General features: G+C 63.7%; 27 protein-coding genes. 16 read left to right on the top strand and 11 right to left on the bottom strand.

Going from position 1 to position 25,987, the window contains the following annotated elements; genetic code table 11:
* The first annotated feature begins 26 nt into the window (after window positions 1-26).
* Window positions 27-512, top strand: coding sequence for a hypothetical protein (locus ACGYLA_RS01960; RefSeq protein WP_394429877.1), 486 nt, complete (start codon window positions 27-29; stop codon window positions 510-512).
* Between the two features lie 52 nt (window positions 513-564).
* Here the strand turns inward: ACGYLA_RS01960 and ACGYLA_RS01955 are convergent, their stop codons facing one another.
* Entirely contained in the window at window positions 565-1,023 is a 459-nt protein-coding gene (locus tag ACGYLA_RS01955; protein WP_394429875.1) for a DNA polymerase III subunit chi, read from the bottom strand.
* A 7-nt stretch (window positions 1,024-1,030) separates the two neighbouring features.
* Complete coding sequence (locus ACGYLA_RS01950; protein ID WP_394429873.1) at window positions 1,031-2,503, bottom strand: leucyl aminopeptidase; 1,473 nt, start codon at window positions 2,501-2,503, stop codon at window positions 1,031-1,033.
* Between the two features lie 131 nt (window positions 2,504-2,634).
* Here ACGYLA_RS01950 and lptF point away from each other — a divergent pair, with 131 nt between their 5' ends.
* Genes lptF through ACGYLA_RS01915 form a run of 7 tightly spaced genes read left to right on the top strand, consistent with a single transcriptional unit; the run spans window position 2,635 to window position 10,631 of the window.
* Window positions 2,635-3,768, top strand: coding sequence for an LPS export ABC transporter permease LptF (lptF, locus tag ACGYLA_RS01945; RefSeq protein WP_067265972.1), 1,134 nt, complete (start codon window positions 2,635-2,637; stop codon window positions 3,766-3,768).
* A complete protein-coding gene (lptG, locus tag ACGYLA_RS01940; protein WP_394429871.1) occupies window positions 3,765-4,862 on the top strand; it encodes an LPS export ABC transporter permease LptG in 1,098 nt (365 codons plus the stop codon). Before lptF ends, lptG begins: the two co-directional genes overlap by 4 nt.
* A 1-nt stretch (window position 4,863) precedes the next feature.
* Complete coding sequence (locus ACGYLA_RS01935) at window positions 4,864-7,014, top strand: LPS-assembly protein LptD (RefSeq protein WP_394429869.1); 2,151 nt, start codon at window positions 4,864-4,866, stop codon at window positions 7,012-7,014.
* Window positions 7,002-8,240 carry a peptidylprolyl isomerase gene (locus ACGYLA_RS01930; protein ID WP_394429867.1) on the top strand — a complete coding sequence of 413 codons (1,239 nt, stop codon included), beginning with the start codon at window positions 7,002-7,004 and terminating at the stop codon, window positions 8,238-8,240. Before ACGYLA_RS01935 ends, ACGYLA_RS01930 begins: the two co-directional genes overlap by 13 nt.
* Window positions 8,237-9,211, top strand: a complete 975-nt coding sequence (gene pdxA, locus ACGYLA_RS01925) for a 4-hydroxythreonine-4-phosphate dehydrogenase PdxA (RefSeq protein WP_394429865.1) — start codon at window positions 8,237-8,239, stop codon at window positions 9,209-9,211. Before ACGYLA_RS01930 ends, pdxA begins: the two co-directional genes overlap by 4 nt.
* Window positions 9,208-10,050, top strand: a complete 843-nt coding sequence (gene rsmA, locus ACGYLA_RS01920) for a 16S rRNA (adenine(1518)-N(6)/adenine(1519)-N(6))-dimethyltransferase RsmA (protein WP_209217732.1) — start codon at window positions 9,208-9,210, stop codon at window positions 10,048-10,050. Before pdxA ends, rsmA begins: the two co-directional genes overlap by 4 nt.
* A 2-nt stretch (window positions 10,051-10,052) precedes the next feature.
* Window positions 10,053-10,631, top strand: coding sequence for a hypothetical protein (locus tag ACGYLA_RS01915; RefSeq protein ID WP_394429863.1), 579 nt, complete (start codon window positions 10,053-10,055; stop codon window positions 10,629-10,631).
* Between the two features lie 63 nt (window positions 10,632-10,694).
* Here the strand turns inward: ACGYLA_RS01915 and ACGYLA_RS01910 are convergent, their stop codons facing one another.
* The 3 genes from ACGYLA_RS01910 to prfA all read right to left on the bottom strand — a co-directional run bounded on the left by ACGYLA_RS01910 (window position 10,695) and on the right by prfA (window position 13,394).
* Window positions 10,695-11,291 carry a DUF4167 domain-containing protein gene (locus ACGYLA_RS01910; protein ID WP_394429861.1) on the bottom strand — a complete coding sequence of 199 codons (597 nt, stop codon included), beginning with the start codon at window positions 11,289-11,291 and terminating at the stop codon, window positions 10,695-10,697.
* 208 nt (window positions 11,292-11,499) lie between these two features.
* On the bottom strand, window positions 11,500-12,342 hold the full coding sequence (prmC, locus tag ACGYLA_RS01905; protein WP_394429859.1) for a peptide chain release factor N(5)-glutamine methyltransferase: 843 nt from the start codon (window positions 12,340-12,342) through the stop codon (window positions 11,500-11,502).
* The gene (prfA, locus tag ACGYLA_RS01900) at window positions 12,339-13,394 is read right to left on the bottom strand and encodes a peptide chain release factor 1 (protein ID WP_394429857.1); all 1,056 of its coding nucleotides are present in this window, start codon (window positions 13,392-13,394) and stop codon (window positions 12,339-12,341) included. The genes prmC and prfA overlap by 4 nt, the downstream gene beginning before the upstream one ends.
* Before the next feature lie 60 nt (window positions 13,395-13,454).
* On the opposite strand from prfA, the gene ACGYLA_RS01895 reads away from it, so the two are divergent.
* The gene (locus ACGYLA_RS01895) at window positions 13,455-13,754 is read left to right on the top strand and encodes a hypothetical protein (RefSeq protein ID WP_271687199.1); all 300 of its coding nucleotides are present in this window, start codon (window positions 13,455-13,457) and stop codon (window positions 13,752-13,754) included.
* Here ACGYLA_RS01895 and ACGYLA_RS01890 read toward each other — a convergent pair.
* The 3 genes from ACGYLA_RS01890 to ACGYLA_RS01880 all read right to left on the bottom strand — a co-directional run bounded on the left by ACGYLA_RS01890 (window position 13,692) and on the right by ACGYLA_RS01880 (window position 16,354).
* Window positions 13,692-14,117: a DUF1499 domain-containing protein gene (locus ACGYLA_RS01890; RefSeq protein WP_394429855.1), complete on the bottom strand. Its 426-nt coding sequence runs from the start codon at window positions 14,115-14,117 to the stop codon at window positions 13,692-13,694. The two genes, ACGYLA_RS01895 and ACGYLA_RS01890, sit on opposite strands and share 63 nt — an antisense overlap.
* A 102-nt stretch (window positions 14,118-14,219) precedes the next feature.
* The gene (gene speB / locus ACGYLA_RS01885) at window positions 14,220-15,185 is read right to left on the bottom strand and encodes an agmatinase (RefSeq protein ID WP_394429853.1); all 966 of its coding nucleotides are present in this window, start codon (window positions 15,183-15,185) and stop codon (window positions 14,220-14,222) included.
* Window positions 15,185-16,354 carry a M20 aminoacylase family protein gene (locus ACGYLA_RS01880; protein WP_394429851.1) on the bottom strand — a complete coding sequence of 390 codons (1,170 nt, stop codon included), beginning with the start codon at window positions 16,352-16,354 and terminating at the stop codon, window positions 15,185-15,187. The genes speB and ACGYLA_RS01880 overlap by 1 nt, the downstream gene beginning before the upstream one ends.
* 64 nt (window positions 16,355-16,418) lie before the next feature.
* Here ACGYLA_RS01880 and mazG point away from each other — a divergent pair, with 64 nt between their 5' ends.
* The 4 genes from mazG to ACGYLA_RS01860 all read left to right on the top strand — a co-directional run bounded on the left by mazG (window position 16,419) and on the right by ACGYLA_RS01860 (window position 20,117).
* The gene (gene mazG, locus ACGYLA_RS01875; RefSeq protein WP_394429849.1) at window positions 16,419-17,243 is read left to right on the top strand and encodes a nucleoside triphosphate pyrophosphohydrolase; all 825 of its coding nucleotides are present in this window, start codon (window positions 16,419-16,421) and stop codon (window positions 17,241-17,243) included.
* 77 nt (window positions 17,244-17,320) lie between these two features.
* The gene (locus ACGYLA_RS01870; protein ID WP_394429847.1) at window positions 17,321-18,262 is read left to right on the top strand and encodes a nucleoside hydrolase; all 942 of its coding nucleotides are present in this window, start codon (window positions 17,321-17,323) and stop codon (window positions 18,260-18,262) included.
* Window positions 18,259-18,708, top strand: coding sequence for an N-acetyltransferase (locus ACGYLA_RS01865; protein ID WP_067265911.1), 450 nt, complete (start codon window positions 18,259-18,261; stop codon window positions 18,706-18,708). Before ACGYLA_RS01870 ends, ACGYLA_RS01865 begins: the two co-directional genes overlap by 4 nt.
* The gene (locus ACGYLA_RS01860; protein ID WP_394429845.1) at window positions 18,708-20,117 is read left to right on the top strand and encodes a YdiU family protein; all 1,410 of its coding nucleotides are present in this window, start codon (window positions 18,708-18,710) and stop codon (window positions 20,115-20,117) included. Before ACGYLA_RS01865 ends, ACGYLA_RS01860 begins: the two co-directional genes overlap by 1 nt.
* Before the next feature lie 2 nt (window positions 20,118-20,119).
* Here the strand turns inward: ACGYLA_RS01860 and ACGYLA_RS01855 are convergent, their stop codons facing one another.
* Both ACGYLA_RS01855 and ACGYLA_RS01850 read right to left on the bottom strand, forming a co-directional pair.
* Window positions 20,120-21,007, bottom strand: coding sequence for a DMT family transporter (locus tag ACGYLA_RS01855; protein WP_394429843.1), 888 nt, complete (start codon window positions 21,005-21,007; stop codon window positions 20,120-20,122).
* Between the two features lie 92 nt (window positions 21,008-21,099).
* Entirely contained in the window at window positions 21,100-22,410 is a 1,311-nt protein-coding gene (locus tag ACGYLA_RS01850; protein ID WP_394429841.1) for a DEAD/DEAH box helicase, read from the bottom strand.
* Window positions 22,411-22,758: 348 nt separating this feature from the next.
* Here ACGYLA_RS01850 and ACGYLA_RS01845 point away from each other — a divergent pair, with 348 nt between their 5' ends.
* Window positions 22,759-23,178, top strand: a complete 420-nt coding sequence (locus ACGYLA_RS01845) for a Fur family transcriptional regulator (protein ID WP_067265902.1) — start codon at window positions 22,759-22,761, stop codon at window positions 23,176-23,178.
* Entirely contained in the window at window positions 23,175-23,873 is a 699-nt protein-coding gene (locus ACGYLA_RS01840; RefSeq protein ID WP_209217720.1) for an NYN domain-containing protein, read from the top strand. The genes ACGYLA_RS01845 and ACGYLA_RS01840 overlap by 4 nt, the downstream gene beginning before the upstream one ends.
* Before the next feature lie 7 nt (window positions 23,874-23,880).
* Here ACGYLA_RS01840 and ACGYLA_RS01835 read toward each other — a convergent pair whose 3' ends face one another.
* On the bottom strand, window positions 23,881-24,942 hold the full coding sequence (locus ACGYLA_RS01835; RefSeq protein ID WP_394429839.1) for an AbrB family transcriptional regulator: 1,062 nt from the start codon (window positions 24,940-24,942) through the stop codon (window positions 23,881-23,883).
* Between the two features lie 130 nt (window positions 24,943-25,072).
* Between ACGYLA_RS01835 and ACGYLA_RS01830 the strand changes: the two genes are divergently transcribed.
* Window positions 25,073-25,975 carry a DMT family transporter gene (locus tag ACGYLA_RS01830; protein WP_394429837.1) on the top strand — a complete coding sequence of 301 codons (903 nt, stop codon included), beginning with the start codon at window positions 25,073-25,075 and terminating at the stop codon, window positions 25,973-25,975.
* Window positions 25,976-25,987: the final 12 nt, after the last annotated feature.

Genomic DNA, 25,987 nt, shown 5'->3' with positions numbered 1-25,987 from the left:
TACCCAATTCTGGAGAAAGTGCTGCTATGCTGACGAACATTTTTGGTGGGTCATCTTCCTACCAACAAAGCAACAAACCCGCCAAGGCGGAGAAGGCTGAAAAGCCGGAGAAGGCCGAGAAGACCAAGGACAACAACGCGCAGGCGCAGGCGAAACCCGCCGGCGACGGGCAGACCACACAAAACAGCGCGGCGGCGCAAGAGGCGTCGAAACCTCAATCCGTGCAAGCCCCTGCCAAGACCGAAGCGGTGCAAGCCGTAGCGCAGGCAAAGTCGACCGAGGAGGCCCCGAAGGCCAGCACTGCGGAGGACGAGGCCTTTGCCCGCGCCGCAGCACAGCGCAGCGTCGACAGCCAGCGCACCCGCGCCTTGCTGGATACGATCTCTCCAGTGAACAACAGCGCCGTCGAAGCCGCGAAGTCCTACGTCAGCAAGGTAGAACCCAAAGCGGCAGAGGCCGAAGCTGGCTCAGCCACCGCTGCCGCGAAACCCGCGCTCGACAAAGCGGCCTAAGCCGCGTTCAGGGGCGGCGGGCTTTCGGCCCCTGCCCCTGCACTGCCGCCCTTCAGGTCTCGGCCTTCTTTTCCCAGCGGCCGCTTTCCTCGGACCAATATTGGGCCGAGGCACCGTCGGATTTCAGCCGCTTCCACAGCCCGCGCGCCTGATCCAGCGCCACGGGATCATGGCCGTCGAACAAGACGCAGACCCGTTGGTGCGCTGCCACTTCCGCAGCGGTGACATCGGCCCCATGCACCGTCATCAGACAATCGGCCCGATTGGGGGCGCCATCCTCCAACGTCAGCAGCACCGGCTGATCCGCGTCCTGCGGGCCGCCCGCCATGCCATGGGGCAGAAAACTGTCATCCGCATAGGTCCAAAGCGCCCGGTCCAGCGCCTGTAGCGCCGCCCGGTCCGTCCCGCGCAGGGCCACGCGCCAGCCATTGGCGAGCGACTTTTCCAGCAGCATCGTCAGCGTCTCGACCAGAGGTCGCTGGGTCAGGTGATAGAAGTAAGCCGCCCCCATCAGTCGTTCAGCCTTTCTCGAAACGATCGGCGACGAGACGGTTCAGCGCCGCCACGCCCCAGCCCGTCGCGCCCGCAGGCGCCAGCGTGCTTTCGGATTTCAGCGAGGCAACACCGGCAATATCGAGGTGAATCCAAGGTGTCTCATCCTTGACGAACCGCTTAAGGAATTGCGCCGCGGTGATCGACCCCGCCGGACGCCCGCCGATGTTCTTCATGTCGGCCACGCGGCTTTTCAGCAGGTCATCATAGCCCTGCCCCAGCGGCATCCGCCACGCGCCCTCGCCTTCGCTCTCGGCGGCTTTTAGGAAATCGTTGCACAGCCCGTCGTCATTCGAAAAGACCCCGGCGTTCTCATGGCCCAGCCCGATGATGATCGCCCCGGTCAGCGTCGCCAAATCAATCATCGCCGCGGGTTTGAAACGATCTTGCGCGTACCACATGACATCGCAGAGCACCAAACGCCCCTCGGCGTCGGTGTTGATCACCTCCACCGTGTCTCCCTTCATCGTGGTGATCACATCGCCCGGGCGGGTGGCATTGCCCGAGGGCATGTTCTCAACGATGCCCACAAGCCCCACGACATTCGCCTTGGCCTTGCGCAGCGCCAGTGTACGCATCACGCCCGAGACGACGCCCGCGCCGCCCATGTCCATGGTCATGTCTTCCATGCCAGCCCCGGGTTTAAGGCTGATGCCGCCGGTGTCAAAGACCACGCCCTTGCCGACCAGCGCCAGAGGGGCTGCGTCATCCGCGCCGCCTTCCCACCGCATCACGACCACTTTCGATGGGCTGTCCGAGCCTTGCCCCACAGACAAAAGCGTGCGCATTCCAAGCGTTGCAAGCTCTTCCTCATCCAGAACTTCAACCTTCAGGCCCAAGCTCTCCAGCTCGGCCAGTCGTTCGGCAAAATTGGTGGTGGTCAGGATATTGGCGGGCGCATTGGTCAGATCGCGGGTCATGAAGGCCCCCTCGGCCACGGCCATGAGCGGTGCGGCAGCCTCACGCGCGTCATTGGGTTTGGAACACATGACCTCGACCGTGCCTTTACGCGCCTTGGGCGCGGATTTGTGATCTTCGAACCCGTAGTCCCGCATTGCCAGACCAAAAGCCATATCGGCCACCCGGCGTGTCGCGGCGGCGAGCATCAGCAGATCGCTGTCACCCCGGCGCTTGGCCAGCGCCGCCCCAGCCTTGCGCGCGGTCATCACCTCGGCCCGGCGCGGCATATGAACCACGTCGACCGCCTCTGCCGCCATGCCCGCAGGATAGCCCATGCTGAGCACGTCGCCGGGTTTCAGCGCCGCGAAACGCTCACTCTCTACCAGCCGCTGTAAAGTGCCTTTGGTCAGACGGTTCACCCGGCGCGCCCCGGCATCCAAACGGCCCTCAGGCTCCAGAAACACCGCGATCCGCCCGGAATGCCCCGCGATACGGTCGATGTCGGTCTCGGCGAAGGTGATGGGGGTCAGATCGGTCATGGCATGCCTCATGGTTGATTTTGCCCCAGACCTAGCGCGCCGCGCGGCGCATTGCCAGATAGCAGTTTTCCCGCCCCGCGAATTGCTTTAAGATCCGCGCAAAGGCCGTCAGAGCATCTCGGGGGATCAGAGTGGCAAGAATTGACCGCTACATGCTGTCGCAACTTCTGGTTATGTTCGGCTTTTTCGCTTTGGTGCTGGTGGCGCTTTTCTGGATCAACCGCGCGGTTGTCCTGTTCGACCGTTTGATCGGCGATGGCCAGTCCGCCTTGGTGTTTTTGGAATTTACGGCCCTCGGTCTGCCGAAACTCATCGTCACCGTCCTGCCCATCGCGACCTTTGCCGCCTCGGTCTATGTGACCAACCGCATGTCGGGCGAATCCGAGTTGACGGTGCTTCAGGCCGCAGGCTCCGGCCCGTGGCGGCTGGCGCGGCCTGTCTTCGTTTTCGGGCTTTGCGTGGCGGCGATGATGACGGTGCTGAGCCATTTTCTGGTCCCCATGGCGCAGGGGCAGTTGAAGCAGCGCGAGGCCGAAATCTCGCGCAACCTCACCGCAAGGCTGCTGACGGAGGGGACTTTTCTGCATCCCTCCGACGATGTCACCTTTTATACCCGCGCCATCGACAGTGACGGGGTGCTGCGCGATGTTTTTCTGTCGGATCGGCGCAAGGCCGACGAAGGTGTGATCTACACCGCTGCCGAAGCCTACCTCGCCCGCAACGGCGACGACACGACGCTGATCATGCTCAACGGCATGGCCCAACGGCTGGACACCGAGAGCAACCGTTTGGCGACGGCCAAATTCCGCGACTTTTCGTTCGATATTTCCCCGCTGGTCAGCAGCGGAGACGCGATCGACCTGTCGGTGAGTGCCATGGTCACGCCTGATCTGCTTTGGGATTGGGACGGGGTCGCAGCGGCGACCGACACCTCGCCGGGCGTGGTGGCCGAAGAGCTGCATGGCCGCTTCGCGCAGCCGCTGTTCTGCCTCGTCGCCGCGATGATCGGCTTTGCGACTTTGATCCTCGGCGGTTTCTCCCGCTTTGGCGTCTGGCGCGAGGCGGTGATCGCTTTTGGACTGCTCATCGCCATCGACGGGCTGCGGGGCACGATGGTGGTGCAGATACGCGAGGCGGCAGCGCTCTGGCCGTTGGCCTATCTGCCCTCGCTCATCGGGGCCGTGTTGACGCTGGCGATGCTTTGGCAAGCCGCACATCCGCGCTGGATAAGGCGGCGTCTGCGTGGCAAGAGGGCCGCCACATGATCCTGCATTTCTATTTCGCCCGCCGCTTTTTCATGAGTTTTCTCGTCATCACCGGGGTGCTGGCCGCGCTGGTGATGCTGGTCGATGGTGTGGATCAAGCCCGGCGTTTCGCCGATGACGATGTGGGCTGGGATCAGGTGCTGGGCATGACGATGCTGCATATGCCTCAGACTATCAACATGATCCTGCCGCTGATCATGATCCTCGCCACGGTGGCGCTTTTCATCGGCCTTGCGCGGTCTTCCGAACTGGTGGTGACCCGGGCCGCGGGTCGCTCGGCCCTGCGTGCGCTGGTGGCCCCGGTGGTGGTGGCGTTGATTATCGGCACGCTGGCCGTGGCCATGCTCAACCCCATCGTCGCGGCGACAAGTGAGCGGGCCGAGCAATTGACCCAAGAATACCGGTCCAATGGCCGCGCGGCGCTCTCGGTCAGTGACGAGGGGCTGTGGCTGCGGCAAGGCACGGAGGAAGGCCAATCGGTTATTCGCGCATGGCGCACCAACGCCGACGCCTCCGTCCTCTATAACGTCACGATCATCAGCTATGATGCCGAGAAGGGTCCGATCCGGCGCATTGAAGCCGAAAGCGCACAACTTAGCAGCGGCGATTGGGAGCTGACCGGGGCAAAGATTTGGCCGCTGGCGGCCGGGGTGAACGCCGAAGGCGCGGCGGAGGTGCATGACAGTCTGACAATCCCCTCCTCCCTCACGGTCGAGCGTATTCGTGAGAGCATTGGCCGGGTGGCCGCCGTGTCGATCTATGAGTTGCCCGAGTTCATTCGCCAATTGGAACAGGCCGGTTTCAGCACCCGCCAGCATGAGGTCTGGCTTCAGGCCGAGCTTGCGCGGCCCTTCTTTCTAGTGGCCATGGTTCTGGTTGCGAGCGCATTCACCATGCGCCATACCCGCTTTGGGGGGACCGGCGTCGCTGTGCTGGCCTCGATTTTGCTGGGGTTCGGTTTGTATTTCATTCGCAGTTTCGCACAGATCCTTGGCGAGAATGGCCAGATCCCCGTGATCCTTGCCGCTTGGGCGCCGCCCGTGGCGGCGATCTTTCTGGCGCTAGGCCTGCTACTGCATGCGGAGGACGGCTGACATGCGCGCGGCTCTTGTTGGACTTGCCCTTTCATTCGCGCCTCTGAGCCTTGCCGCCCAGACCGCGCCTGCGAGCGACCGCCCCGCCGTTCTGGTGGCCGATCAGGTCTTCATTACGCGCGATAAGGTATTGGTCGCGCAGGGAAATGTCGAAGCCTTCCAGGGGGAGACGCGGCTGCGCGCCACGGCGATCCGCTATGATCAGGCCACCGGCGCGCTTAGTATCGAAGGGCCGATTGTGCTGTCTGAGGGTGAGAATACCACGATCCTCGCCGATGCGGCCTCACTTGATGCGGGCTTGCAGTCCGGCCTTTTGCGCGGCGCGCGGATGATCCTTGAGGAGCAGTTGCAGCTTGCCGCCGTGCAGATCAACCGGGTCGAAGGGCGCTATAGCCAACTTTACAAAGCCGCCGTAACCTCTTGCAAAGTCTGCGAAGATGGCGAAACGCCGCTTTGGCAAATCCGCGCGAAACGGGTGGTGCATGATCAATTGGCGCAGCAGCTTTACTTTGACGAGGCGCAGTTCCGGATCAAGAACGTGCCCATTGCCTATCTGCCCCGCCTGCGGCTGCCCGACCCCACGTTGGACCGCGCGACAGGCTTTCTGGCGCCCACGGTCCGCTCGACTTCGCAACTGGGCGTGGGGCTGAAACTGCCCTATTTCATCAAGATCGGCGATCACCGCGATCTGACGCTGACGCCCTATCTATCCGCCGAAACCCGCACGCTTGAGTTCCGCTACCGTCAGGCTTTCGTTTCGGGTCGGATCGAGTTCGAAGGGGCGATCACCGATGATGAGTTGGACCCCGGCAAAACCCGTGGCTACCTCTTTGGCACCGGCAGTTTCGATCTGCGGCGCGACTACAAACTGTATTTCGATATCGAAACCACGAGCGACAGTTCCTATCTCAGCGACTATGGCTATTCGGGCAAGGACCGTCTGACCAGCGAATTGACCGTCAGCCGCGCACGGCGCGATGAATATATGCGGGCAACCCTGCTGAACTACCAATCGCTCCGCGATGGTGAAGACAATGATCTGCTGCCCAATCTGGTCTTGGATGGCGAATTCGAGCGGCGTTATTTCCCGACTTCCGTGGGCGGCGAGTTCCGCCTGACGCTTGAGGCCCATAGCCACCGCCGGTCGTCGGACCTCAGCACCGATGGCAACGGAGATGGCGAGGCCGACGGGCGCGACGTGTCGCGGCTCAACGGGGAGGCCGCTTGGCTGCGGCGCTTCACCTTCGGCAATGGACTGGTGACCGACGTCGAGGCGGGGGCGAGCTTTGGTCTGTTCAACATCGCGCAAGATGCGGTCTATGACGGGCGCTACTCCGACCTTGTGCCCCATGCCGCCGTCACCATGCGCTACCCCATGCAGCGCCGCGAGGCGGCGGGCGTGGTGCAACAGCTTGAACCGCTGGTGCAATTGGGCTGGACTGGCGGTGATCGGCTCGACATTCCGAATGAGGAAAGCACGCTGGTGGAATATGACGAGGGCAACCTTTTGGCGCTCAGCCGTTTCCCCCGGCCCGACCGGCGCGAACGGGGTGCTGTGGCGGCCATCGGGGTGAATTGGGCGCGGATTGATCCCAACGGCATGGATGCCAGCCTGTCTTTCGGTCAGGTGATCCGCGCCGATGCGGATGATGCCTTTAGCTTTAGCTCAGGCCTGCAGGGCACCCATTCCGATTTCCTGCTGGCCGGGCAATTGCGCAGCGACAATGGTCTTGCGCTCATCGGGCGCGGGCTGGTCGATGATGACTTCGAGGTCGCCAAGGCCGAGTTGCGCGGGGTCTGGGATTTCAAACGCGGGCAGATTTCGGGCAGCTATGTCTGGCTGCATGAAGACGCCGCCGAGGACCGCAACGAAGACGTGTCTGAGATCACCTTCGACGGCAGCTATTCGATCAACAGCCAGTGGCAGGCGTCCGCCGAATGGCGGTTCGACCTTGCTGACGAACGCGCAGCGACGGCGGGTCTTGGCCTGAGCTACAACAATGAATGCGTGCAGGTCGACCTTTCGGTGAACCGCAGCTATTCATCCTCAACAAGTGTTGAGCCCTCAACGGATATCGGTTTTAACATCGGCCTCAGGGGCTTTGCCGCAAACACCGGAACAGAAAGATACGTACGCTCATGTGGGAAGTAACGAAACAGACCGTCCGCGCCGGGATCCGTGGGACTGCGGCACTCGCCCTTGCTCTGGTCATCGGCCAATCCGCAGCGGCGCAGAACCTCTTTGCGCCCGTGGCCCGTGTCAATGACGAGGTGATCACCGGCTACGAAGTGCAGCAGCGCCAGCGTTTCATGCAGCTGATCGGCGCCCCCGGGGCCGATACCGACAGCGTGCTCGACAGTCTGATCGACGACCGCCTGCGCGGGCAGATCCTTGATCAAGCCGGGCTCGAAGTTACGCCCGAGGGCATTCAATCGGGCATGGCGGAATTTGCCAGCCGCGCGGATCTGACGACCGAAGAATTCCTGAAAGTGCTGGGCCAAGCCCAGATTTCCGAAGAAACCTTTCGCGACTTTATTGTGATCAGCGCCGCTTGGCGTGACCTTATTCGCGCGCGCTATAATGGCCGCGTTAACATCACCGACGAAGAGGTCGACCGCGCGCTTGGCAGCAGCCGGGGCAATAACGGTCTGCGCGTGCTGTTGTCTGAGATCATCATTCCCGCCCCGCCGCAGAATGCCGATCAGGTGAACGCGCTGGCCGAACGCATTTCGGAAAGCCGCTCGGAAGCCGAATTCTCGTCCTATGCCAGAAAGCATTCCGCCACCGCCTCGCGCGGGCGCGGGGGCCGGATGCCTTGGACACCGCTTGAAAAACTGCCCGCCAGCCTGCGGCCCATCCTCTTGGCCCTCGCCCCGGGTGAGGTGACAGCGCCGCTGCCGATCCCCAATGCCGTGGCCCTTTTCCAACTGCGCGGCATCGAAGAGACCGGCAAGCCGAGCGTCGAGTATTCCGAAATCGATTATGCCGCTTATTACATCCCCGGTGGCCGGTCCGAGGCTGCCCTGTCGCGCGCGGCACAGCTGCGCGGTCAGGTGGATCAATGTGACGATCTCTATGGCGTGGCCAAGGGCCAGCCCGCCAATGTGCTGGACCGTGGCACCAAGGCCCCGCCGGAGATACCGCAGGACGTGGCCATTGAACTGGCGAAACTCGACCCCGGCGAAGTCTCCACCGCGCTGACCCGTGCCAATGGGGAGACTTTGGTCTTCCTGATGCTCTGCAACCGCACCACGGCGGCCAATGCCGATGTGAACCGCGAGGCGGTGGTCAGTTCGATCCGGCAGCGCAAACTTGAGGGCTATGCCACTCAGCTGCTGGAACAGGCCCGCGCCGAAGCCCGTATCACCCGCCAATGAGCCGCCCGTCCCGGCCGGTGGCCATCACCTGCGGTGAACCCGCCGGGATCGGCCCCGAGATCGCCGCCCGCGCTTGGGCGGCGCTCTCGAAGGACATCCCAATGGTCTGGATCGGCGACCCGCGTCATCTGCCCAAGGATGTGCCGCACCGCGTGATCGACAGCCCGGATGAGGTGAGCGCGCCCAGTGCCGATGCGCTGCCCGTGCTCCCCCATCCCTTCGACAGCGCTGCCCTGCCCGGCGTGCCGCAGCCCGGCCATGCGCAGGGGGTGATCGATGTGATCGCCCGGGCGGTCGATCTGGTGCAGACGGGCGTGGTCTCCGGCATCTGCACCGCGCCGATCCACAAGAAGGCGCTGCAAGACGGGGCCGGGTTCGCCTATCCGGGCCATACCGAATACCTCGCAGCGCTGGCAGGCGTCGACGACGTGGTGATGATGCTCGCCTCTGATCAATTGCGCGTCGTGCCTGCCACGATCCATATCGCGCTCGATCAGGTGCCGCAGGCGCTGACCCCTTCGGGCCTGCGCCGCACGATTGAGATCACCGCGCAGGAATTGGAAAACCGCTTTGGCATCGCCCGTCCCCGCATTGCCGTCGCCGGGCTGAACCCGCACGCGGGCGAAGGCGGCAGCATGGGCCGGCAAGAGAATGACTGGATCGCACCTCTGATCCTTAAGATGCAAGGCGAAGGCTTTGCGCTGACCGGGCCGCTGCCTGCCGATACGATGTTCCATGCCCGCGCCCGCGAAGGCTATGACGCGGCAGTGGCGATGTATCACGACCAAGCGCTGATCCCGATCAAGACCTTGGATTTCGACCGGGGCGTGAATGTGACGCTGGGGCTGCCCTTCGTGCGCACCTCGCCCGATCACGGCACGGCCTTTGACATCGCGGGCCAAGGGCGCGCCAACCCGACCAGCATGATCGAAGCGATCAAATTGGCATGGCAGATGGGCCAAAAGACATGAGTGCAATCGACAATCTCCCGCCGCTGCGCGAGGTGATCAACACCCACGAATTGGCCGCGCGGAAGTCGCTCGGCCAGAACTTCCTGCTGGATCTGAACCTCACGGCCAAGATCGCGCGGCAAGCGGGGGATATGGCCGATTGCGACGTGTTGGAGATCGGCCCCGGCCCCGGTGGCCTGACCCGTGGTCTGCTGGCCGAAGGCGCGCGTCATGTTCTGGCGATCGAAAAGGACCGCCGCTGCCTGCCCGCGCTGGCCGAGGTGGCGGAACATTACCCCGGACGCCTGACGGTGATCGAAGGCGACGCGCTTGAGATCGACCCGCTGAGCCATCTGACCCCGCCCATCCGTGTGGCCGCCAACCTGCCCTATAACGTCGGGACCGAACTGCTGGTCCGTTGGCTCACCCCGCCCGAGTGGCCACCCTTCTGGCAAAGCCTCACGTTGATGTTCCAGCGCGAGGTGGCGGAGCGGATCGTGGCGCAGCCGGGGTCGAAAGCCTATGGGCGGCTGGCCGTGCTGGCGCAGTGGCGCAGCGATGCGCGGATCGTGATGCAGTTGCCGCCGGGCGCCTTCACCCCGCCGCCCAAGGTCTCATCGAGCGTGGTGCATCTGACCGCGCTGCCCGAGCCGCGCTTCCCTGCTGATCCGAAGGTGCTGAGCCATGTGGTCGCGATGGCCTTCAATCAGCGGCGCAAGATGCTGCGCTCGGCGCTGAAAGGCGCCGCGCCGGATATTGAGGACCGTCTGACCGCCGCGGGGCTGAAACCCACCGACCGCGCCGAACAGGTGCCGCTTGAGGGGTTCTGCGCCCTCGCCCGCGAGATTGCCAAGGGGTAACCATGTTCTACCGACTATTGCTCGTCTTTGCCCTGTTGCTGGGGCTTTCCGCCTGCGCCCTGCCGCGCAACGGCCCACCACCTCTGGGCACCGAGGCCGAGATCGCGGAACTCGCCCGCGCTATCGAAAACCTCTCCCCGCAGGTAAATCCCGAAGAGGCCGCCCGTGCCGCGCGGATCGCTTACCGGCATACCCATGAACTGGCGATCGCCTATCAAATCACCGACCCACCGCTGATCCATAACGTGAAGGTCAACAATGGCAGCAAGCCGCGCGGCCTGTGTTGGCATTGGGCTGAGGATTTGGAGAAACGGCTGAAGGCCGAGGGGTTCGCCACGCTCGACCTTCACCGCGCCATCGCCAATGGCGACTCGCGGATCCTGCTGGACCATTCCACCGCCATCATCTCGGCCGCCGGGGCACCGATGCAGGCGGGGCTTGTCCTTGACCCTTGGCGGCGCGGGGGGGAACTGTTTTGGTCGCCGGTCACCAGCGACCCGCGGTATGACTGGGCGCCCCGCGAAGAGGTGCTGCGGCGTAACGGGCGGATCAGATATGTGCAGGCGGGGATGGAAGGGTAAATCTGCCCCGGCCAGCTAACCATCACCACCCACGAAAAAGCCCCGCAAATTGCGGGGCTTTTCTTATTCTGCGGCTTTGGCGGTGTCGTTGTTGCCGTCGCTGCCATTGTCCTGCGGCTGCGCCTCTGCCGCTTTCGGCTTGGGCTTGCGGCGCGGGGCGCGTTTTGGCTTTGGCTTGCTCTCGGGCGTGTCGACCAGCGTGCTTTCTTCGCTGTTCGTCTCGGCCTCGGCCTGCTGCTGCGCGGGCTCTTGCTGCTCGGGCTGTTTGTCGGCTTTCGGCTGCTCGCCCTGCGACTGGCCGCCCTGCTGTGCCTCGCGCTCCTGACGCTCGGCCCGCTCGCGATCCCGCTCGGCCTGACGCTCACGGTTCTGGCGCTCTTGCTCCTCGCGGCGCTGGTCCACTTCGCGCTGTGCCTCGCTCAGCAGGCGCAGGTAGTGTTCGGCGTGCTGTTGAAAGTTCTCGGCGGCCACACGGTCATTGCTCAACTGGGCATCGCGGGCCAGTTGGTTGTATTTCTCGATAACCTGCTGCGGCGTGCCGCGCACCTTGCCCTCGGGGCCGGAGCTGTCGAAAACACGGTTGACGACATTGCCGCCGCCACCTTGCGACGAGCGTTTGCGGTTATTCTTCGACCGGGAGCGTGATCTGGGAGAATTCATGGAATGATGTCAGCCTTGTGTGCTGTGTGTCGTTCACCGGGGGTGCAAAGCACGTCTTGAACCCGGCCTAAGCGATATGTTGGGCATAGTGCCGCGCGGGACCGCCTGTGGCATCCACCGCTGCAACACCCCTGACTAACCATGCCAGAAAGGCTTGGGCAAGAAGAAACTGCCACTTAGCCCGCCAAATGGCGGTTTTTTCGCGATTTCACGCCGGTTTATCGGCTGAAACGACCCTTGGCCGCCCATCGAGATCATGCGCCAGCGTGACCCGGCCCCAGCCCGCCGCGGTAAAGATTTCCTGCACCGCTTCGCCCTGTTGCCAGCCGATTTCGACCATGACGCGGCCTTGAGCCGTGAGGTAGCCCTGCGCCTCGGCGGCGATGATGCGGTAGATGCTCAGCCCGTCTTGGCCGTCGGTCAGCGCCATTTCCGGCTCATGCTGGCGCAATTCTGGGGAGACATCGGCCATTTCCTCGGCGGCCAAATAAGGCGGGTTCGACAGGATCAGATCAAATCGCCCCTCAACGGCGCTGAACCAGTCGGACTGCCGGATATCGGCGCGGTCGGCCACCCCGTGCTGCACCGCATTGGCGCTGGCTTGAAGACAGGCAGCTTCCGAGAGGTCCACCCCCAACCCCGTCGCCGCCGCCCGTTCGGCCAGCAGGGTGACGAGGATACAGCCCGAGCCGGTGCCGAGGTCCATAATGCGGGTGAAATCCTCGCCGAGCGCGAGGTCAATCAGGGTCTCCGTCTCGGGCCGCGGGTCAAGCACATCGCGGCTGATCGCGAAATCGCGGCCATAAAAGGCCCGCCGGCCAATGAGTTGCGAGACAGGCACGCGCACGGCGCGCAGGGCGATGAGCTGGTCAAAGCGTTCGGCGACCTCGGGGGCGATTTCCTCGGGCGCGATGAGGGTCACGCGGGCGGCATCGACAGAGGCGGCATGGGCGAGCAACAGCCGCGCATCCCGCGCCGGATCGGGCACACCGGCGGCACGCAGCCGTCCGGCGGCGGCGGCCATGGCTTGGGCGGCGGTTTGAGGGCTCACCCCTCCATCTCCGCCAATTGCCGGGCTTGGGCGTCGGCAGTCAGCGCATCGACGATCTCATCCAGATCGCCCTGCATCACCGCTTCGAGCCGGTAAAGCGTCAGGTTGATCCGATGGTCGGTCATACGCCCTTGGGGGAAATTATAGGTCCGGATCCGCTCGGACCGGTCACCGGATCCCACCTGCGCCGCCCGGTCGGCAGAGCGCTCGCTGTCCATCCGGCTGCGCTCCATATCATAGAGCCGCGCTTTGAGCACCTGCATCGCCTTGTCGCGGTTGCGGTGCTGGGACTTCTCTGACGAGGTGACGACGATCCCGGTCGGGATATGGGTGATCCGCACGGCGGAATCGGTGGTGTTGACGTGCTGCCCCCCCGCACCCGAGGAGCGCATCGTGTCGATCCGCAGGTCATTTGCGTTGATCTCGATATCCACGTCTTCGGCTTCGGGCAGCACCGCCACGGTCGCCGCCGAAGTATGGATGCGCCCGCCGCTTTCGGTGGTGGGCACGCGCTGCACGCGGTGCACGCCGCTTTCGAACTTAAGCCGGGCAAAGACGTTCTGACCGGTGATATGGGCCACGACCTCTTTCACGCCGCCGAGTTCGGTCATCTGGCTTTCGATCAGGTCAAACCCCCAGCCCTGTGCCTCAGCATAGCGTTGGTACATGCGCAGCAGATCACCGGCAAAAAGTGCCGCCTCATCGCCGCCCGTGCCGGGGCGGATCTCCAGCATGGCGGGTTTCGCGTCTGCCGCGTCGCGCGGCAGAAGTGCCAGTTGCAACCCCTGCTCGACCTCCGGCAGGCGGGCGCGCAGACGGGGCAGTTCATCCCGCGCAAGCTCAGCCATCTCGGGGTCTTTCAGCATCTCTTCGGCGTCTTCGAGGTCGCGCTGAAGCTGCTGGTAAAGGTCGATCTGATCGACCACGGGCTTGAGATCGCTGTATTCTTTCGCGAGGGCTGCAAAATCGGCCCCATCGGAACCCGCAGACATGCTGGCCTCCAGAAACTGGAAGCGTTGCGAGATTTGCGCGAGGCGGTGCATCGGGATCATGGGGTTCCTGTCGCTTATGCAAATGCTTTGGTCAAGAGGCGGCTTGTGCTATCATGGGCTATGACACGTCTTATGCCGCTCATCTGCCTTATGGGCCTGACGGCCCTGCACCCTGCCCTTGCGGATGTCAAAGCACCGGGCGGCAAGACGATTGATTGCTATTGCACCAACAGCAGCGGCGCCCGGGTGGAACTGGGTGAGACCATTTGTCTACAAGTGGATGGGCGCATGTTCATGGCGCAATGCCAGATGTCGCTCAACGTGCCGATGTGGCGCGAGGTGCAGCAAGGCTGCCTGTCATCGCGCCTCGATCTGATCAAGCCATCCGTTGACCCGCTTGGCGTTGACCCCCAGATCTGATCGGCCAAAGCGCGAGCGGCCATAGACTTCGACATAGCGCGGGTTGTCACCGTAGATGCCGATGGTGGTGAAATCGGGATAGCCCATCAATTTGGTGCGGGTGACATAGGTGACCTGCCCCTCGGCGAGCGATCCGGCGGCGACTTCGGTGCGCGGGGTTTGCAGGATCACCCGGTCAAGCTGGGCCAAGGTCTCGGCCCCGTCGCCCTCGACGGGCACGCGCCAGATATAGCTGTTGGTGCCTTGGGTCTTGCCCATCTTCTGCCCGTCGGCCTGCACGTGCCAACGCGCGGTGTCGATGGGCGCAAGGCGGACATAGGCCACCAAGGCGACGAGGGCGATCACGATGATCCAGAACAGCATTTTAAGCACCTTTCAAAGCTCGGCGGTCAGGGGCGACGGAGGTCGCAGTAAGCAAGCCGGCCCGCCTTTCAGCGGACTGGCGCGTGATGTCGTGGCTCTCGCTCACGCGGTTCTCATGCGGTGACCCAGCAGCGACAGGATCTCGGTCGCGACATGGGCACCTGCAACCGCCGTGGCGCCTGTGGTGTCGAAGGGGGGCGAGACTTCGACAACGTCACCCCCCATGATGTTGATCCCCGCAAGATCGCGCAGCATGATCGACGCCTGCGCCGAGGTCAGCCCGCCCCACACCGGCGTGCCGGTCCCGGGGGCAAAGGCCGGGTCCAGCGCGTCGATGTCAAAGGTCAGATAACAGGGGCGATCGCCGAGGATCTCCTTGATCTTGACAACGGTGGCCTGCGGCCCTTTCTCATGCACCTCACGCGCGTCGATGATATTGACGCCCATCGTGTCCTCATTGGTGGTGCGAATGCCGACCTGCACGCTGGTCGCGGGATCGACGATGCCGGACTTCACGGCCTTGTAAAACATCGTCCCGTGGTCGATCCGGTCCATGTCGTCGTCTTGCCAAGTATCCGTATGCGCATCGAACTGTAACAGACTGATGGGCCCGTATTTTTCCGCATAGGCCTTGAGGATCGGGAATGAGATATAGTGATCCCCGCCCAGCACGACAGAAGCCGCACCGGCATCCAGAATGGTCTTGATATGGGCCGTCAGGGCGGCGGGAAACTGGCTGACATGACCATAGTCGAAGGCCAGATCGCCGTAATCCGCGATGGCGAATTCGCTGAGCACGTCGAAATCCCAGCCATAGGGCGCGTCGGGGGCCTGCAGCGCGCTGGCTTCGCGGATGGCGCGGGGGCCAAGGCGCGTGCCGGGGCGGTTGGTCACCGCTTGGTCGAAGGGCACGCCGGTCACCGCGATGTCGACGCCGGTCAGATCCTTGGTGTATTTCCGTCGCAGGAAGGAGGTCGCCCCGCCAAAGGTCAACTCATAGCTCGGCCCTTTGAGATCCTCGCGGGTAAAGGCCATATCCATCTGCTTGGCCGCGTCTTCCAATGCCATTACTTGCCTCCTGCTGGCTGTGCCCGCTCAACGATACGGGCGAAAAAGGATGCGCCAAGCGGCGCGATCTCGTCGTTGAAGTCGTATTCCGGATGGTGCAGCCCCGCGCCTTCCCCGGCTCCGAGGAAGAGATAGGCGCCGGGGCGTTTTTCAAGCATGAAGCTGAAATCCTCCGCACCCATCTCGCGGCCATAATCGCCGTGCACTTGGGCCGCGCCCACTACCTCGGTCGCTACCGCGATGGCGGCCTCGGCCTTGGCCGGGTCATTGACCGTGGCGGGATAGCCGACCTCATAGTCCAACTCGGCGGTGACGTCATAGCTCGCCGCCTGCCCGTCCACGATCTGCTGCATCCGGCGCATGACCATGGCTTGCACCTCACGGTCAAAGGTGCGCACGGTGCCGTTGATATAGGCCGTCTCAGGGATGATGTTATCGGCGGTGCCGGTGTGAATCTGCGTGACTGAGACGACCAAATCCTGCGCCGCGACATGGTTGCGGCTGACGATGGTCTGGATCGCAGTGGCGATGCCGCAGGCCGCCACAACGGGGTCGCGGCTCTCATGGGGCATCGCGCCATGACCGCCCTTGCCCTTGATATGAATGTGGAATTCATCCACCGCCGCCATGATCGGCCCCGGCGTCGTGTAGAATGCGCCTTCGTCAAAGCCGGGCGCGTTGTGGATGCCGTAAACCTGCGCGATCTCGAACCGCTCCATGATGCCCTCTTCGACCATCACGCCCGCGCCGCCGCCCGCCTCTTCGGCGGGTTGAAAGATCAGCGCCACCCGGCCTGCGAAATTGCGTGTCTCGGCCAGATATCGCGCCGCCCCGAGAAGCATGGTGGTGTGCCCGTCATGGCCGCAGGCGTGCATCTTGCCCTCTCGCCTGCTGGCATATTCCTTGCCCGTTGCCTCTTGGATCGGCAGCGCATCCATATCGGCGCGCAGGCCGATGGTCGGGCCTTCGCCCTGCCCCTCGATGATCGCCACGATGCCGGTTGTCGCGATGCCCTCGTGCAGCTCATCCACACCAAATTCGCGCAGCCGCTCGGCCACGAAAGCTGCCGTCTCATGGCAGTCGAACGCCAGTTCGGGAATCCCGTGCAAATGGCGCCGCCATGCTGTCATATCCTCCGCAAAGGCATTGATGCGGTTCACCACGGGCATGGGCTGGACTCCTTGGGGTTGGTTTGGTCAGGGTGCATCTGACACCAGACATACGGGGCCTGCAATGCCGGACAACACAAAAGCCGATCTCATTCACGATTCAGATGCCGGGATCGAACGGTTGCTCGAAATCATGCGCCGCCTGCGCGACCCTGAGACGGGCTGCCCCTGGGATATCGAACAGGATTTCGACAGCATCGCGCCCTATACCATTGAAGAGGCTTATGAAGTCGCCGATGCCATCGCCCGGCGTGATTGGGGCGAGCTTGAGGGGGAATTGGGCGATCTGCTGCTGCAATCGGTCTATCACACGGCGATGGGTGAAGAAGCGGGGCATTTCACCTTTCAATCCGTGGTGCGCAACATCAGCGACAAGATGGTGGCGCGGCACCCGCATGTCTTTGGCGACGAATCCCGCGACAAGAGCGCCGAACAGCAGACCGCCGATTGGGAAAAGATCAAAGCCGCCGAACGCGCGGGCAAGGCACAGGGGGGCACCTTGGACGGGGTGGCGATCGGCCTGCCGGCGCTGTTGCGGGCGATGAAGCTTCAAAAACGCGCGGCGCGTGTTGGGTTCGACTGGCCCGAGACGACGCAGGTGCTCGACAAGATCACCGAAGAGGCCGCCGAACTGGTCGAGGCGAAGGACCAGCTGAGCCAAGCGGAGGTCGAGGAGGAATACGGCGATCTGCTTTTCGTCATGGCCAATCTCGGGCGGCATCTGGGGCTGGACCCGGAGGCTGCTTTGCGCGCCGCCAATGCTAAATTCACCCGCCGGTTCGAAGGGGTCGAGGCCCGGCTCGCCACCATGGGCAAAACCCCGCAAGACAGTGATCTGGCCGAGATGGACGCGCTGTGGGAGGCGGTGAAACTGGCGGAACGCGGCTAATCCCCCGGGCAGCGGCTGGACAAAGACCCGCCCCTCCGGCAAGGCTCTGCCCCAAGCAATTTGACGAAAGTAAGCCCATGACCCCGCGCAAAATCATCATCGACACCGACCCCGGACAGGACGACGCCGTGGCGATCCTCCTTGCCCTCGCCAGTCCGCAAGAGATCGAGGTTCTGGGCATCACCTGTGTGGCGGGCAATGTGCCGCTGGATCTGACCTCGAAGAACGCGCGGATCGTTTGCGAGTTGGCGGGGCGCAGTGATGTGAAGGTTTTCGCCGGTTGCGACCGCCCGCTGGGGCGTGAACTGGTGACCGCGGAACATGTGCATGGCAAGACCGGCCTCGACGGCCCTGACCTGCCCGACCCGCAGATGCCACTGGCCGAAGGGCATGGGGTGGATTTTATCATCGAACAGGTCCGCGCCCATTCCGCAGGCAGCGTGACCCTCTGCCCCTTGGGGCCGCTGACCAATATCGCGACCGCCCTGCAAAAAGCGCCCGACATCGCCGAAAAGGTGCAAGAGATCGTGCTGATGGGCGGTGGCTATTTCGAAGGGGGCAACATCACGCCCACGGCGGAATTCAACATTTACGTCGACCCCCATGCCGCTGATATCGTTTTCAAATCTGGCATTCCGATCGTCGTGATGCCGCTCGATGTGACCCATAAGGCGCTGGTCACCAAACCGCGCAACGATGCCTTCCGCGCGCTTGGCACCAAGGTCGGCGTCGCCGTGGCCGAGATGACCGATTTTTTCGAGCGGTTCGACAAAGAGAAATACGGCTCCGATGGCGCGCCCCTGCATGACCCTTGCGTCACCGCCTATTTGATCAACCCCGATCTTTTCCAAGGCCGTCATATCAATGTCGAGATCGAAACCCAGTCGGAACTGACCATGGGCATGACCGTCGCCGACTGGTGGCGCGTGACCGACCGCGCGCCCAATGCGCTCTTCGTAGGCGACCTTGATGCCGATGGGTTCTTTGCCCTGCTCACCGAAAGGCTGGCCCGCCTATGAGCGCACATCTCACCCTCGGCGCGCCTGAGCATCTCGACAAGCTGGTCGCGCTGGTGGCGGCATTTCACGCCGAAGCGGGGATCGAGATGAGCGATGAACAGCGTCGCCGCGGGTTGGCCCCGCTGTTGGATGGCATCCCCCATGGCGCCGCCTATCTGATCGGCCCGCCCCGCGCGCCCATCGGCTATGTGGTGATCTGTTTCGGCTGGTCGGTTGAATTCGGCGGCTTGGACGCCATCATTGATGAAATCTACGTCCGTCCCGGCGTGCGGGGCCGCGGCATCGCCTCGGAGGCACTGATCGCGCTGCCCCGGGCGCTGGCGGCGGGCGGGCTGCGGGCCGTCCATCTTGAGGTGGATCGCAACAATGCCGCGGCGATGAAACTCTATACCCGGGCGGGCTTTCGCCCGCGCGAGGATTACATGCTTATGTCCCGGACCCTGTGATGCGTATTCTTTTCGATAACAGCTATGCCGCCCTGCCAGAGGGGTTCTTTACCCGGCTGGCTCCCACGCCTGTCAAAGCGCCCCAGCTTTTGGCATGGAACGCCGAATTGGCGGCGGAACTGGGTATCGAAGGGGCGGAGCCCGCGCAAATCACGCAGGTCTTCGCCGGAAACGATGTGCCTGCGGGGGCCGATCCCCTGGCGCAGCTTTACGCCGGGCATCAGTTTGGCAACTTCAACCCGCAGCTTGGCGATGGCCGGGCGATTTTGTTGGGCGAAGTCGTCGATCAGAGCGGCCAGCGCCGCGACATCCAATTGAAAGGCTCAGGCCCCACGCCCTATTCGCGGATGGGCGATGGCCGCGCATGGGTTGGGCCGGTGCTGCGCGAATATCTGGTGAGCGAGGCGATGCATGCCCTTGGCGTGCCCACCACCCGCGCCTTGGCCGCCGTCGCCACCGGTGAGCCGATCCTGCGCGAAAGCGGCCCCCTGCCCGGCGCCATCGTGACCCGCGTCGCCGCCAGCCACCTGCGCGTTGGCACCTTTCAGGTCTTCGCCCATCGCGGGGAGACCGAAGCGCTCAAAACCCTCACCGACTATGCCATCGCGCGCCATTATCCCGAGGCCGATGGCCCGCTTGACCTTTTGCGCGCGGTCTGTGCCGCGCAGGCGGAACTGGTGGCGCAATGGATGTCGGTGGGCTTTATCCACGGCGTGATGAACACCGACAATTGCAGCATCTCGGGCGAAACGATCGACTATGGCCCCTGCGCCTTTATGGATGCCTTCCATCAGGGTCGTGTCTTTAGCTCCATCGACCGGCAGGGGCGCTATGCCTATGGGAACCAGCCGCAGATCGTGGTCTGGAACATGGCGCAGCTTGCCACCTCGCTTTTACAGCAGATGGATGACAAGGAGAGCGCCGTCGAAGAGGCCACCGAGATCGTCCACGACATGCCCGACTTGATCGAAGCCGCATGGCTGCGCCGTTTCGCGGCGAAGATCGGCATCTCGACACCGCGGGCCGAAGATGTCGACTTGATCAACGAATTGCTGGGGCTGATGCAAAAGGATGGTGCGGACTTCACCAATGCCTTCCGCGCGCTTCCCACAGATCAAGCCCGCGATCAGTTCACCGACCGAGACGCTTTTGACAGATGGGCCGAAGGATGGCGCGCGCGGATCGAAGGCGAACCCGATCCGCAAGCCGTGATGAATGCGGCGAACCCCGCCGTGATCCCCCGCAACCACCGGATCGAAGAGATGATCGAGGCCGCCGTCGCGGGCGACATGGCCCCTTTCGAGCGGCTGATGAGGGCGCTGGCCACCCCCTTTGACGAGACGGACCCCGAGCTTCAGCGCCCGCCGACCGAGGACGAGATCGTGCCCGCCACATTCTGCGGCACCTGAGCCTAGTGGCCGCGGGGTTTACGGTTAATCAGGTAAATCCCCGCCGCCACCAGCAGCAATGCGGCCCAAATGCTCAGCCCCACCTCTTCCGAGAGGATCAGCCAGCCCAGAAGCACGGCAAAAACCGGCGACAGGAAGCTGAACGAGGCGACGGAGGCTGCGGGATAGATGGTCAGCAGCCAGAACCACGCCAAAAAGCCGAAGCTCGCCACCGCGATGATCTGATAGGCAAGCCCCGCCAGATGCACCGGGGCCACCTCGCGCAGCAGCGGGCCAAAAAGTGGCGCAAGCAGCAGAAGGATCGGGGCGGAGATCACCAGTTGCATCATCAGTTGCTGCGCGGGCGGCACTTTGGCCAGCGGCGTGACACGGACGCAAAGCGCGATGCCCGCCCAGCAGAGTGCTGCGAAAAGCGCCAGAAAATCGCCCAGCCAATGCGCCCCTTCGGTTCCGCCATCGCTCAGCGCCAGCACCACGCCGCCCATGGCCAGCCCCATGCCGATGAGCCGCGCCCCGCTTAGCCGCTCTCCCGGTAGCCACAGATGCGCGGCGATGCCAAGCCAGACCGGCATGGAATAAAGCAGGATCGAGGCGCGGCTGACCGTGGTCAGGTCGAGCGCGAGGAACAGGCAGACAAACTCTAGCGTAAAGAAAAGCCCCGCCGCCACACCGCCCCATAGCGCAGCACGTGGGATCGACAGGCTGACGCCCCGCCGCCGCATCCAGATCAGCAGCAAAAACACCGCCCCGAGAGAGCGCAGCCCGGCCAGAAAGACCGGGTTGAAGCCGCCGGTGCTGACCTTGATGACGACTTGGTTAAAGCCGAGGTTCAGCGCGAAGAGCACCAGCGCCACGGCGCCAAATGTGTCGATATGTGATTTGCGTTCCATCCCGACAGAAGCGCTGCCCGGATCGGATAAGTCAATGGCGCGCCGCGGTTTTCCGGGCGCGCCATTTCGCTGTCTCAGTGATGTGCCTCGGTTCAGGCCGCCTGCTGGCCGCCCGACTTGCCGCCGCCGCCACGCCTGCGACGGCGCCCGCCGCTCGGCTTGCCCGCGCCTTCACCACCGCCGCCGCCGCCACCGGGACGACCGCCACCACCACCGGGGCGGCCACCGCGTCTGCGGCCCCGGCCCTTGGGTTTCGCAGGCTCATCGATCACTTCCCAAGGACGGCCCGAGGCCACGGGGATCGAAATACCCATCGTCTTTTGGATCGCCTTCAGTTCGCCCATTTCATCGGGGGCGCAGAAGGCCACGGCGGCCCCATCTTTGCCCGCCCGCGCGGTCCGGCCAATGCGGTGGACATAGTTGTCCGGCACATTCGGCAGGTCGAAGTTATAGACGTGTTTCACATCCGGAATGTCCAAGCCCCGCGCCGCCACATCGGTGGCCACCAACACGGTGATGTCGCCATTCTTGAACCCCGCAATCGCGCGATCCCGCTGACCTTGGCTTTTGTTGCCATGGATCGAAGCGGCATCGAAGCCGGCCTTCACCAGCGTCTTCATCAGCTTTTCCGAGCCGTGTTTCGTGCGGCCAAAGACCAACGCGCGTTCGCCCTTGTGTTTCGCCAGAAGTTCTTTCAGCAGTTCGGTCTTCTCAGCCTTGGCGATGAAATGCACCTCTTGCGTGACCTTGTCTGCCGCCTTGCCCGGAGGCGAGACTTCGATGCGGATCGGGCTGTTGAGATAGCTGTTGGCGATCTCGTTCATCAGCTTGGGCATGGTCGCCGAGAAGAGCATCGTCTGCCGCTCTTTCGGGATCATGTTCGAGATCTTGCGCAGGTCATGGATGAAGCCCATGTCGAGCATCTGGTCGGCCTCATCCAGCACGAGAAAGGTCGTTGCGTCGAGCTTGACCGCGCGGCGGTCGAGCAAGTCCAGCAGACGGCCCGGTGTGGCAATCAGCAGATCGACACCCCGTTCCAGACGTTTGATCTGGGTGTTGATCGACTGACCGCCCACGACCATCGCCACTTTGATCGGCGTGCCTTCGGCATAGCCGCGCAGGTTCACGGCGATCTGCTGCGCCAGCTCGCGCGTAGGCGCAAGCACCAGCCCGCGCACGGAACGCGCTGCGGGGCGGCCCTCGAGCTCCATCATCTGGGCCAGCAGCGGAACGCCAAAGGCGGCGGTCTTGCCGGTGCCGGTCTGGGCAAGGCCCATCACGTCGCGCCCGTTCAGCGCATGGGGGATCGCCTGTTTCTGGATCGGGGTCGGCTCGTTCAGCCCCATCTCTTTCAGTCGGGCCACCAGTTTGGCAGGCAGGCCCATCATGTCAAAATCGCTCATTCGTTCACTTTCCGGCCCGCGAAGACGCGCGCCATGTTCTTTCGCCGCGCCACTCAACAGGCGCCACGGGGTCGCGCAAGCCAGATCGCGGGCGCAGGCCACATGCCTCACACCCGTCTGTCGCGCTTGGCCCCACGCGTGATTTTGGGAACATCGGCGGGCCTTGTCGTCAGCGTCCCAGAGGCCCCTCATGGGGCTTGGCGCTGATACTGCTCACGCGGCAGAAGGCTTCGCTTGATCCCCACATGGGCGGTGCGGGCGCAAAAGTCAACCGGCGCGGTCAATTCCGGTGGCGTCCGGCGGTGCTAAAATGCTAGGACCGTAGTCCGACGGACGAAGGGCGAGACGATGCGCAACCCGATCATCAAACGCTGCGAGGCGATGGGCCTGCGCATGACAGGTCAACGCCGGGTCATCGCACAGGTGATTCACGACAGCGAAGACCACCCAGATGCCGAAGAGATCCTGACCCGCGCCAGCGTCATCGACAGCGGCATCTCCATCGCCACGGTCTACCGCACGGTGAAGCTGTTTGAGGAAGCGGGCATCCTCGACAAGTTGGAGTTCGGCGATGGCCGGGCGCGCTATGAAGACGCGCAGCGGGCGCATCACGACCACCTCATCGATGTGAACTCAGGCGAGGTCATCGAATTCGTCGATGCGGAAATCGAAGAGCTTCAGGAACGCATCGCGCGCAAGCTGGGTTACAAATTACAGGGCCACCGGATGGAACTCTACGGTGTGCCGATCAAGAAGGATGACCCATGACAGAACGTGACCGCCCTTTGCTGGCCGTGTTGATCGACGCCGATAACGTGCCTGCAAAACATGCCGCAGCCATCATGCGGGAGGTCACGACGATTGGGGAGCCTGCCCTGCGCCGGGTCTATGGCGATTGGTCGAACGACCACCTCAAGGGCTGGAAAGCACCGATCCGCGAGTTGGGTCTGGTGGCGCATCAAGAGACCGCGAACACCAAGGGCAAGAACGCCAGCGACATCGGGCTGGTCATTCAGGCGATGGACATCCTGCACAGCCGCCGCTTCGACATCATCGTGATCGTTTCCTCCGACAGTGACTTCACCGCGCTGGTGAACCGCCTACGCGAAGATGGGGTGACCGTTATCGGCATTGGCGAGAAGAAGACCCACGATTCGCTGCGCAACGTCTATAACCGCTTCATCCTGATCGAAAACCTTGATGAGGTAGAGCCCGACACCCCCTCGCGGGCCAAGGCCAAGGTGGGCGATGCCCTGCCCCTGTTCAAAGCCGCGATGGACAAGATCGACACCGAAGACGATTGGTACAACCTCGGCCAGATCGGCCAGACCATTCAGGCAGCGCATCCCGACTTCGACAGCCGCACCTATGGTCATGGCAAGCTGAGCGCCTTGGCCGCCGACCTCAAAGCCTTGGAAACGCGCAAGGACGGCAACCGTTTGATGGTTCGCCTGAAAAGCTAACGCCGGATCACTCGGCGGCGCGCTGCTCTTGCCGCGCCACACGGGCGAGCATGGCGGGCAACAGCAGGCTCAGCACCACCAGACGCATGATGTGGCAGGCGGCCACGAAGCCCGGCACCACCGCCAGCACGGCGCCGAGGGCGATCATCGTCTCCAGCCCGCCGGGTGCGAAGGCCACCAGCACATGCCCCAGCGGCATGCCGAGCGCCCAGGCCACCGGCACCGCGCCAAGTCCCGCCAGCCCCACCGCCACGCCGGTAATCGCCAGCCCCGCGCCAAGCCCGCTTGCTAGACGCGCAGGCGTGATGCCGGAAAACCGCGTACCGATGAGGCTGCCGAGCACGAGATAGGCGACAAGGGTCAGCCAGCCCGGCAGAACGCCAGTCTCTAGCCCCGTCAGATGCGCGATGGCCGAGACCACCATCGCCCCCATCAAAAGCGGCGCGGGCACGGAAAGACGGGCAAAGATTATCCCCACGACGACGGAGACGCCGATCATCACGAGGATCGACAGCAGGCTCATCCCCGCCCCCGCGGGGGCGATATTGCCGGTCATGTCGACGCCCATCAGAAGGGCGGCGAAAGGCACGACGATGGTCAGCGCCAAAAGCCGGACCGACTGCGTGATCGAGATGCGCGGCACGTCCGACCCGCTGTCGCTGGCAATCGCCATCACGAAACTCAGATGCCCGGGGGCCGAGGCCAGAAGCGCGGAGCGCGCGTCAAAGCCAAAATACCGCGCGAGCATCCAACGGCAAAGCGCCATGATCCCCCAAATCACCCCGGTCATAAAGACAAAGGCCAGTGGCCAGCGCAGCATGGCGTTCACCGCATCTTGGTTGAACCCTGCCCCCACGGCGATGCCCAGCACGACGAAACAGGCATCCCGCAGTCGCGGATCGACCGCCGTGCGCGCCCCCATCAGGCCTAAGACACTCACCGCGATCACCGGGCCAAGCAGCATATAGACCGGCGCATTCAGCCACCAGAACAGCAGCGCACCAAAGGCCCCGACCGCAAGGGTCAGCACTGTGTCGCGCGGGGCGAGCGAGGGGATCGGCCATCTCATGCGGTAGGGCTAGCACTCCGGTAGAGCCTGCGCCAGTGCCACACGCATGACGCGCATCGCGCGCCCTTGCCCTTTCGTCGCAAAAGGTTCATGGGCGACTGGCAATACCACGGGATGAAGGGGCGTGATCATGGACAATCTGCGCGGCGCGATGTTGATGGTGCTGGCCATGGCCGGTTTCGCGGTCGAGGACATGTTCGTCAAACTGACGAGCGATGCGCTCCCCGTCGGTCAAATCATCGCGCTTTTGGGCGCGGGCGGCGGGGCGATCTTTGCGGTGATCCTGCGCATTCAGGGAAAGCGCCTGTTCTCTGCCGATATGCTGACGCAGCCGATCTTGCTGCGCGCCGTGGGCGAAGTGCTTGGCACGCTTTGTTTCGTCACGGCCATCGTGCTGACGCCGCTCTCTTCGGCCTCGGCTATTTTGCAGGCGACCCCGTTGGCCGTCACCCTCGGTGCGGCGCTGTTCCTTGGCGAGCCGGTCGGCTGGCGCCGCTGGAGCGCGATTGTCGTGGGCTTCCTCGGCGTGCTTTTGATCGTGCGCCCGGGGCTGGAGGGGTTCAATGCGCTGTCGCTCTTTGCCGTGGCCGGTGTCATCGGCCTCGCTTTGCGCGACTTGGCGACACGCAAAGTTCCCAAAAGCATCAGCTCCATGCAGCTCAGCTTTCTGGCCTTTATCGTCTTGGTCCCCGCAGGGCTGATCCTGATGCTGGCCGCAGGCACGCCAGCCGCCATGCCCGGCGGGGCCGAGGTGCTCTATCTCGCCGGAGCGATGGTGATCGGGGTGCTGGCCTATTACGCCATCGTCGCCGCCATGCGTGTGGGCGAGGTGAGCTTTGTCACCCCCTTTCGCTATACCCGCATGCTCTTTGCGCTGGTGGCGGGGATCGTGGTTTTCGACGAATCCCCCGACAGGCTGACGCTGGTCGGGGCCGCGATCATCATCGCCTCGGGGGTCTATACCCTGCTGCGCGAACGCAAAATTACCCCCCGGCCCCGCCGCGGTCTTTCCAAGCCGGGCCTGCCGGGGTAAACCGCACCAAAC

It is taken from the genome of Sulfitobacter sp. 1A13679 (assembly GCF_043557115.1).
GTDB classification, from domain to species: domain Bacteria; phylum Pseudomonadota; class Alphaproteobacteria; order Rhodobacterales; family Rhodobacteraceae; genus Sulfitobacter; species Sulfitobacter faviae.
Note: the sequence above shows the minus strand (reverse complement) of the source record. Positions and strands in the feature narration are given on the sequence as shown.

Bases quoted from the DNA above. Each gene is read 5' to 3' on its own strand.
- ACGYLA_RS01960 (WP_394429877.1), top strand. From the start codon at position 27: ATGCTGACGAACATTTTTGGTGGGTCATCTTCCTACCAACAAAGCAAC.
- ACGYLA_RS01955 (WP_394429875.1), bottom strand. From the start codon at position 1,023: ATGGGGGCGGCTTACTTCTATCACCTGACCCAGCGACCTCTGGTCGAG.
- ACGYLA_RS01950 (WP_394429873.1), bottom strand. From the start codon at position 2,503: ATGACCGATCTGACCCCCATCACCTTCGCCGAGACCGACATCGACCGT.
- lptG (WP_394429871.1), top strand. From the start codon at position 3,765: ATGATCCTGCATTTCTATTTCGCCCGCCGCTTTTTCATGAGTTTTCTC.
- ACGYLA_RS01935 (WP_394429869.1), top strand. From the start codon at position 4,864: ATGCGCGCGGCTCTTGTTGGACTTGCCCTTTCATTCGCGCCTCTGAGC.
- ACGYLA_RS01930 (WP_394429867.1), top strand. From the start codon at position 7,002: ATGTGGGAAGTAACGAAACAGACCGTCCGCGCCGGGATCCGTGGGACT.
- pdxA (WP_394429865.1), top strand. From the start codon at position 8,237: ATGAGCCGCCCGTCCCGGCCGGTGGCCATCACCTGCGGTGAACCCGCC.
- rsmA (WP_209217732.1), top strand. From the start codon at position 9,208: ATGAGTGCAATCGACAATCTCCCGCCGCTGCGCGAGGTGATCAACACC.
- ACGYLA_RS01915 (WP_394429863.1), top strand. From the start codon at position 10,053: ATGTTCTACCGACTATTGCTCGTCTTTGCCCTGTTGCTGGGGCTTTCC.
- ACGYLA_RS01910 (WP_394429861.1), bottom strand. From the start codon at position 11,291: ATGAATTCTCCCAGATCACGCTCCCGGTCGAAGAATAACCGCAAACGC.
- prfA (WP_394429857.1), bottom strand. From the start codon at position 13,394: ATGATCCCGATGCACCGCCTCGCGCAAATCTCGCAACGCTTCCAGTTT.
- ACGYLA_RS01895 (WP_271687199.1), top strand. From the start codon at position 13,455: ATGACACGTCTTATGCCGCTCATCTGCCTTATGGGCCTGACGGCCCTG.
- ACGYLA_RS01890 (WP_394429855.1), bottom strand. From the start codon at position 14,117: ATGCTGTTCTGGATCATCGTGATCGCCCTCGTCGCCTTGGTGGCCTAT.
- speB (WP_394429853.1), bottom strand. From the start codon at position 15,185: ATGGCATTGGAAGACGCGGCCAAGCAGATGGATATGGCCTTTACCCGC.
- ACGYLA_RS01880 (WP_394429851.1), bottom strand. From the start codon at position 16,354: ATGCCCGTGGTGAACCGCATCAATGCCTTTGCGGAGGATATGACAGCA.
- mazG (WP_394429849.1), top strand. From the start codon at position 16,419: ATGCCGGACAACACAAAAGCCGATCTCATTCACGATTCAGATGCCGGG.
- ACGYLA_RS01870 (WP_394429847.1), top strand. From the start codon at position 17,321: ATGACCCCGCGCAAAATCATCATCGACACCGACCCCGGACAGGACGAC.
- ACGYLA_RS01865 (WP_067265911.1), top strand. From the start codon at position 18,259: ATGAGCGCACATCTCACCCTCGGCGCGCCTGAGCATCTCGACAAGCTG.
- ACGYLA_RS01860 (WP_394429845.1), top strand. From the start codon at position 18,708: ATGCGTATTCTTTTCGATAACAGCTATGCCGCCCTGCCAGAGGGGTTC.
- ACGYLA_RS01855 (WP_394429843.1), bottom strand. From the start codon at position 21,007: ATGGAACGCAAATCACATATCGACACATTTGGCGCCGTGGCGCTGGTG.
- ACGYLA_RS01850 (WP_394429841.1), bottom strand. From the start codon at position 22,410: ATGAGCGATTTTGACATGATGGGCCTGCCTGCCAAACTGGTGGCCCGA.
- ACGYLA_RS01845 (WP_067265902.1), top strand. From the start codon at position 22,759: ATGCGCAACCCGATCATCAAACGCTGCGAGGCGATGGGCCTGCGCATG.
- ACGYLA_RS01840 (WP_209217720.1), top strand. From the start codon at position 23,175: ATGACAGAACGTGACCGCCCTTTGCTGGCCGTGTTGATCGACGCCGAT.
- ACGYLA_RS01835 (WP_394429839.1), bottom strand. From the start codon at position 24,942: ATGAGATGGCCGATCCCCTCGCTCGCCCCGCGCGACACAGTGCTGACC.
- ACGYLA_RS01830 (WP_394429837.1), top strand. From the start codon at position 25,073: ATGGACAATCTGCGCGGCGCGATGTTGATGGTGCTGGCCATGGCCGGT.